Origin of the sequence: uncultured Anaerotruncus sp., assembly GCF_902490045.1 — a bacterium.
Classification (GTDB): Bacteria; Bacillota; Clostridia; order Oscillospirales; family Ruminococcaceae; genus Anaerotruncus.
Window position 1 is genome coordinate 1 of sequence record NZ_CABUCJ010000158.1, and the last position, 4,715, is coordinate 4,715.

5 protein-coding genes are annotated in these 4,715 nt (G+C 63.8%); 4 read left to right on the top strand and 1 reads right to left on the bottom strand.

Going from position 1 to position 4,715, the window contains the following annotated elements:
* Positions 1–179: 179 nt before the first annotated feature.
* From RDM88_RS11900 to RDM88_RS11910, 3 genes are all read left to right on the top strand, one after another.
* Positions 180–911 carry a class I SAM-dependent methyltransferase gene (locus RDM88_RS11900; RefSeq protein WP_308755046.1) on the top strand — a complete coding sequence of 244 codons (732 nt, stop codon included), beginning with the start codon at positions 180–182 and terminating at the stop codon, positions 909–911.
* A 32-nt stretch (positions 912–943) separates the two neighbouring features.
* Positions 944–1,126 carry a hypothetical protein gene (locus RDM88_RS11905; protein ID WP_308755047.1) on the top strand — a complete coding sequence of 61 codons (183 nt, stop codon included), beginning with the start codon at positions 944–946 and terminating at the stop codon, positions 1,124–1,126.
* Positions 1,127–1,235: 109 nt separating this feature from the next.
* On the top strand, positions 1,236–2,357 hold the full coding sequence (locus tag RDM88_RS11910; protein WP_308755048.1) for a hypothetical protein: 1,122 nt from the start codon (positions 1,236–1,238) through the stop codon (positions 2,355–2,357).
* Positions 2,358–2,411: 54 nt separating this feature from the next.
* On the opposite strand, the gene RDM88_RS11915 is transcribed toward RDM88_RS11910, so the two are convergent.
* Positions 2,412–3,353, bottom strand: a complete 942-nt coding sequence (locus RDM88_RS11915) for a diacylglycerol kinase family lipid kinase (RefSeq protein ID WP_308755049.1) — start codon at positions 3,351–3,353, stop codon at positions 2,412–2,414.
* Positions 3,354–3,584: 231 nt separating this feature from the next.
* Here RDM88_RS11915 and RDM88_RS11920 point away from each other — a divergent pair, with 231 nt between their 5' ends.
* The gene (locus RDM88_RS11920; protein ID WP_308755050.1) at positions 3,585–4,601 is read left to right on the top strand and encodes an ROK family protein; all 1,017 of its coding nucleotides are present in this window, start codon (positions 3,585–3,587) and stop codon (positions 4,599–4,601) included.
* Positions 4,602–4,715 lie beyond the last annotated feature (114 nt).

A 4,715-nucleotide genomic window follows, 5' to 3' on the forward strand; every position in this document is an offset into this window, starting at 1 on the left:
TTTCGCCCGCCTTTTCAAAGGCGGCGGGGTCAAGGGGCGGAGCCCCTTGCCGCGCCCGAAGGCGCGGGAGCTTATCTTGAGAAGCGCTTTTTTGCGGGTGAATTGCCGCCCGGGGCGGCAAGAGGGGCCTTTTTGCAAGAGAAAAAGGCCCCTTTTTGACTGGGAGGGAAGAAATCCATATGAAAGAAAACAAATACGACGACGACCGGTTTTTCCAGAAATACGGCGAGATGTACCGCTCGCGGAAGGGGCTCGACGGGGCGGGGGAGTGGCCCGCGCTCCGGAAGCTGCTGCCCGATTTTGCGGGCAGGCGGGTGCTCGACCTCGGCTGCGGCTACGGCTGGCACTGCGTCTGGGCGGCGGAGCAGGGCGCCGCCGAGGTGGTCGGAACTGACATCTCGCATAAGATGCTCGAGGTGGCGCGGGAAAAGACCGCCGCCCCCGCCGTGCGCTACGAGTGCGCCGCGATGGAGGACCTCGACTACCCCGAGGGGAGGTTCGACGTGGCGCTCAGCTCGCTCGCCTTTCACTACGTCGCGGACTGGCCCGCGCTCGTCAAAAAAATCCGCCGCTGGCTCGTGCCGGGCGGGGACTTCGTCTTTTCGGTGGAGCACCCGGTCTTTACCGCGCAGGGCGCGCAGGACTGGTACTACGGCCCGGACGGGGAGATCCTCCACTTTCCGGTGGACAGCTACTATTACGAGGGGGAGCGGGAGGCGGTCTTCCTCGGCGAAAAGGTGATCAAATACCACCGCACGCTGACGACCTATGTGAACACCCTGCTGGAGGAGGGCTTTTCGGTGCGGCGGCTGGTGGAGCCGCAGCCGCCCGAGGAGATGCTCGACCTGCCGGGCATGAGGGACGAGCTGCGCCGCCCGATGATGCTGCTTGTCTCCGCGCGGCGGGAGTGAGAGCCCAATTTTGAGGGAGGAGTGAAAGCGAAATGTCTCTGCCTTTGTTGCTGCTGCTTGTTTTGTTCGTCATTTTCCTCGCGTCCTTTGGCGAATGGCTCCGCCTGCGCGGGAGCGGTACGGATGTGGCGCGGGTGCTGTTCTGGACGTTTCTCGCGGCGGGGGCCGTGTTTCTGATCGCCCTGGCCGTGATGGTCCGCTCCCTGGCGGCATAGGGCCCGTCGAGCCTCCCCAAAAAAAGAGCCGCGGCTCTTTTTGATGCAGTGATTTCCAGTTTCGGATACACTATATGGGTGAAACCTCACCGAAGAAAGGGAGATCACGATGAAAAAATTAATGGCGGCACTGCTCGCGGCCGTGACGATCATATCCCTCGCGGCCCCGGCGCTCGCCGCGGGCCCCGCGGCCGGTTCGCAGTCCTACGCGATCTACAAGGTCACCGGCAACCCGGTCGACGGGAACGGCAGGCAGTTCAACGCGAACGACACCATTTCCCCCGGGCAGACGATCTACTACGCGCTGCCCGAGACGATGGCGGCGTGGGTGGACAGCGCGTCCAACTTCCGCCTCTCCACCCGCAAGACCTCGAACGGCAAGCTGATCAAATCGATCAAGCTGGTCGAGAAGAAGCTGACCGGCGCTTCGGGCGCCCAGACGATCTACATCCCCAACCAGCAGGACCCGACCGGCAAGGACTACGCCGCCTACAAGACGAGCGAGCGCCGCGCCTACTTGGCGGTCGAGCTGGCGGACACGGCGGTTCCCGAGGAGGCGAAGGTCCAGTTCACCGCGACCTTCACGGCGAAAAAGCCGGTCGTGCTCTGCTACGGCAAGCGCAAGGTCTCCGAGGGGGAGTTTGAAAAGGTGCAGACGGTCAACGACAACGGCACCACGGTGAACACCCTCAAATACCTGCGGTTCTTTGACGGCAGACAGAACGACAAGCTCACGCTGACCGGGAACCTCTATGTGGCCAATCCGCAGGAGGAGGGGGACGCGACGGTCGAGGTCGGGTCCAAGGGCGTGACGATCAAGCCGGAGCGCAACAGCGTCAACGAAATCACCTTTGAGGGGGCGGACACGGTCGCGACCCTCACCTTCCGCGCGAACAACAACCCCCGCAAATTCCTCGCGCGCCTGACGACGAGCTGGCCGAACGCCGCGCTCTCGAACAAATTCCGCAGCACCGACGCGGTCATCCGCAAATTTTCCCCCGCGACGATCGACGCGACCAGCCGCGCGACCCTCTCGCTCAATAACCCCTTCGCCTATGACGACGTGGACCCCGAGGACGTCTACATCTACACGGCGGACAGCAAGGGCAACCTCAAGGACATCACCCGCACCGTCTACTACAATTCGGACGAGGACGCCTTCGAGCTCCAGACCCGGACGCTGACCACCTATATCATCTCGGACAAACGGGTGAAGACGACGGCCAAATAGCACGGAACGCGAAAAATCCCCCCGGACGGGATCCCGTCCGGGGGGATTTCTGCGTCAAAAGGGGGAAGCGCGCTGGGCGTCCCCCGCCGCGCCCCCGGCGGGGGCGGTGATCACCCGGATGGCGCGGGGACAGTTGGCGATGCGGACCTGGCGGGCGGTGCCGCCGAATTCGCCGTCGAGGGTCCAGGGGACCTTTTCCTCCGCGCGCACGGAAAGGCGGGTGGTGCGGAAGGCGGTGACGAATTCCGAGTCGTACTCCTGGCGCAGCACGGCGCCGACGAGGGCCTGGGCCTCGAGCGCGGTTTTGGGGTTGCGGAGGAAGACCGCCTCGAGCAGGCCGTCGTTCATCGAGATATTCGCGCCCGCCCGGAGCTTGAAGCCGCCGACCGAGGTGGCGTTGGTGACCATGCCGAAGAGGAATTCCCCCTCGACCGTCTCGCCGTCGTGGGTGACGGACATGCGGTAGGCCTTGACGGCGGGCAGCCGCAGGATGGCCTCGAGGAAATAGGCGGCGCGGCCGAGCAGGTTTTTCGACTGCTGGGGGGTCTGGTAGGAGACGTCGGTAAACGCGCCGAACGCCGCGATATAGCTGAAATAGCGGTCGCCGAACGCGCCCACGTCGCAGAGGAAGGGCTCGCCGGAGAGGATCGCCGCGGCGGCCTCGTGCATATTCTTCGAGATGCCGAGGCTCGAGGCGAAGTCGTTGACCGTGCCGGCGGGGATGTAGCCGAGGGGCGGCCGCCCCTCCGGGGGGCAGCGCATCAGGCCGGTAATCGTCTCGTTCAGGGTGCCGTCGCCGCCGGAGCAGACGACGAGCCCGTACCGGTCCGCGCAGCGGGGAAGCAGGTCGGCGATCTCCAGCCGCCGCTGGGTGGTGTGCACCGTGACCTCCCAGCCGCCGCGCACGAACAGGTCGACGAGGTCGAGCGCCCTGCCTTTGATCTCCGCCTTGCCCGCGTGGGGGTTGATGAGAAAGAGCATCCGCCGGTTTTCCATGAAACCGCCTCCTTTTGCGGGAATTGAATCCACCCCTATTATACCCAAAACCCGCCCGCGGTTCAACCGGGCGGGGAAGGGGGGCGCGCGGACGGGCAAAAGCAACAAAAATGATTTCAAAATATTTATAAAAATTAATTTGAAAACATATTGCAAAACTAATTGCATTGTGCTATTCTAAAGCCGGAAGGAACTTCACACCAACCGGTCTTTGGAAAGGGGCTTTGCAATATGGCGAACATGGAAGGGCTTCGCGCGGCGGATATGCGCGAGAGCAATGAAAAGCTGATCAAGCGTTTCCTCATGGAATACGGCGACTGCACCAAGATGGACATCGCGGGCGGGCTGGGGCTCAGCCACCCGACGGTCGCCAGGGCGCTGGCGGACATGGTCGGGCGGGGGGAGGCCGAAAGCGCGGGCAAGGAGGATTCCCTCGGCGGGCGCAGCGGGGAAAAGTACCGCCTCAACTACGACTACTCCCACGTGCTGGCGGTCATCCTGACGATGGACCGGCTGCAGTACCGGGTGGTCAACCTCGCGCGCAGGACCAGGGAGGAGGGGAGCCTGCCCGTCGAGGGGCAGACCCACATCGCGCGGATGGCGGAGCTTGTCAGCGACGTGCGCGGGCGGTTCCCCAACATCCGGCTGATCGAGCTGGGCATGTCGGGCACCGTGCTCGACGGACGGCTGCTGTATATCTCCCAGGCGGATTTCTACCTGGTGGGGAGCGACGTGGCGGGCGAGCTTGAAAAACGCTGCCAGCTCCCGGTCGCGGCGGTCAACGACGTGAACGCGATGGCGTTCGGCTTTTTCCGCCGGCATATCGAGGTGTCGCTCAAGAACGACAGCATGGCCTACCTCTTCCAGAACCGCACCGGCCCGGGCTCGGGGATCATCGTCGACGGAAAGATCGTCAACGGGTTCTCGGGGTTCGCGGGCGAGGTGGCCAACGTCTGGCCGCCGCAGGAGAGCCTGACCGACCAGATCAAAAGCCAGGTGGCGGCGATCATCTCGGTCGTCAATCCCCGCTTCCTTGTGATCAGCCACGACCGGCAGATCCCCGTCGACCGCGAGGCGATCCGGGCGTTTGTGCAGGAGCGGTTCCCGGCCCATTCGGTGCCGCGCTTCCACTTCACGCAGGAGTACCCGACGGGCAGCATGCCCGAGCTGCACTTCACCACCGAATTCGAGGAAAACTACATGGAGGGCCTCATCGAGCTGGCCATCGACGGCGTTTTCCCCGGCTGACGGCAGGAAAAAAACAGGCCGCGTATCTTTCGATACGCGGCCGCAGCTTGTCGAAAAAATTTTTTCGACAAGCTGCTGGACGGGGAACCCGGATCGCTTCGCCTCACGAGATTC

Coding starts and splice junctions, on each gene's coding strand:
- RDM88_RS11910 (WP_308755048.1), top strand. CDS start 1,236: ATGAAAAAATTAATGGCGGCACTGCTCGCGGCCGTGACGATCATATCC.
- RDM88_RS11915 (WP_308755049.1), bottom strand. CDS start 3,353: ATGGAAAACCGGCGGATGCTCTTTCTCATCAACCCCCACGCGGGCAAG.
- RDM88_RS11920 (WP_308755050.1), top strand. CDS start 3,585: ATGGCGAACATGGAAGGGCTTCGCGCGGCGGATATGCGCGAGAGCAAT.
- RDM88_RS11900 (WP_308755046.1), top strand. CDS start 180: ATGAAAGAAAACAAATACGACGACGACCGGTTTTTCCAGAAATACGGC.
- RDM88_RS11905 (WP_308755047.1), top strand. CDS start 944: ATGTCTCTGCCTTTGTTGCTGCTGCTTGTTTTGTTCGTCATTTTCCTC.